This window comes from Paraburkholderia sp. RL18-085-BIA-A, assembly GCF_046027075.1.
Classification (GTDB): domain Bacteria; phylum Pseudomonadota; class Gammaproteobacteria; order Burkholderiales; family Burkholderiaceae; genus Paraburkholderia.
In genome coordinates, this window is record NZ_JARESU010000375.1 from 1 (window position 1) to 1,943 (window position 1,943).

Here is a 1,943-nt window from a genome sequence, read left to right on the forward strand (position 1 = left end):
ACGCGGCGCAAGGCAAAAAGCAATTCCGGCTGTTGGTCGAGCCGCGCGCCGACGCCGTAGAGTACGGCGGCAATGTGTTTGCACATCGATGCCCAGTCCGGGCAACTGCAACTGAACCTGATTTCTTTCGGTACCGGGAAAAGACCGGTGCCAGGTTTGCAGATGCGCTCCATCACGGCGGTCGAGAGCTTGCCCTGCAAGAGTTCCACGATCGAGTCGATCGACCCCGAGCAATCGGCTCCGATTGCTCGCCATTGCTTTTCAGGACACGCCGTCACGGTCACGGCGACCGTATAGAGGCTCGAACCGATTACCTGCGCACGGACTTCGCCTGCCGCAATCTGAAGGTCGATCACGGAACCGTTGCGCACATAGGTACGGCCACGCGGCAAACGGTTGGCATAGTCGCTGTAGCCTTCCAGATTGTCGCACCAGGCCTTGCCCCAGAAGGTCTTGGCGACGGCGCCGCGATATGACGCGATTGGCGACAGGACCGCACCGGCCTTCTTGGCCTTGGCGGCGGCCAGTTCAGCCTTTTTTCTGCGTTCGGTGACCGAGACATAAGGCTTCCATCCCCCGTAACCCATTGCGTTTCCTCTTGACGATCAATTTTCTTGCGCGGCATAAACGTCGAGCTTCACGAGATCGAGCAATTCGCGATTGCTCATCTCGGTGAGCAGGAGTTCCGCGCTGTCCTCCAGCACATCCTTCACCAATTGCTGCTTCGCTTCGATCAACTGGTCGATACGGTCCTCGATCGTGCCACGGCAGATAAACTTATGCACCAGGACGTTCCGCTGCTGGCCGATACGGAACGCACGGTCAGTCGCCTGATTTTCCACAGCCGGGTTCCACCAGCGGTCATAGTGGATCACATGGGAAGCGGCGGTGAGATTCAACCCCGCCCCACCTGCCTTGAGCGAGAGCACGAAGAAGGGTGTCAGCTCATCTTCCTGGAATCGCTTGACCAGTTCGCGGCGCCTGGCTACCGGAGTACCGCCATGGAGCACCAGACCTTCGCGACCAAAGATTGAACCCAGAAATGCCGCCAGTGGCTCAGTGGCCTCGCGGAACTGAGTGAATACCAGCACCTTTTCCTGCTTGGCGGCGATGACTTCGGCCAGCTGGCGCAGGCGGGCGAACTTGCCGCTGTCTTCCGCCTTCCATGCCGCGTCGCCCAGCCATTGCGAGGGATGGTTGCATATCTGTTTGAAGCGCATGAGGAAGCTCAGCACCACACCCTTGCGACCGATGCCTTCGGCGTCCTCAAGCGCGGCGGCTAGATCCTTCACCGCACGCTGATAAAGCGCCGCCTGGCTCGGGCTCAGGTGGCACCAGGCCTTGAGTTCGGTCTTGTCCGGAAGGTCGTCGATTACCCGCTTGTCGGTCTTCAGGCGGCGCAGGATGTAGGGTCGTACGAGCGTGCGCAGCGGGCCGAAGTGCTCGGCCTTCGCCAGCCGCTTGGTAAAGTTGGCGAAGACTTTGTCCGAGCCCAGCAAACCGGGGTGGGTGAAATCGAAAATGGACCACAGATCGGACAGGCGGTTTTCCACGGGGGTTCCGGTCAGCGCGATGCGCGATTGTGCATGGAGCTGCTTGACCTGTCGCGTTTGCTTGGCGCTCGGATTCTTGATCGCCTGCGCTTCATCGACGATGGCAACGCGCCATTGGATGGTCCCCAGTACGGGCTGGCGAAGAAGCGAGCCAAAGCTGGTGACGACGAGATCGATGTCCGCGAGCTGCGTGGCGTCCAGCGCACGCAAATCTGCCGCCGGTATCACGGACGGATGGGCGATCAGCACGCGCAGGCCGGGAGCGAAGCGCTCGGCCTCTGCCGCCCAGTTGGCCAGCAGCGATGCGGGGGCGACCAGCAGGCTGGGCCGCGCCTCGGCGCTTTCGCGCTTCAGCACGAGCAGCAGCGAGAGTACCTGCATGGTCTTGCC

General features: G+C 61.3%; 2 protein-coding genes. Both read right to left on the reverse strand.

Annotation, left to right across the window (positions count from 1 at the left end; genetic code table 11):
* Positions 1–587: SWIM zinc finger family protein (locus P0D89_RS52535; RefSeq protein WP_408379545.1), on the reverse strand; the 587-nt coding region annotated here is incomplete at its 3' end.
* Between the two features lie 18 nt (positions 588–605).
* Positions 606–1,943 (reverse strand): DEAD/DEAH box helicase (locus P0D89_RS52540; RefSeq protein ID WP_408379548.1); only part of this gene is annotated, 1,338 nt, incomplete at its 5' end.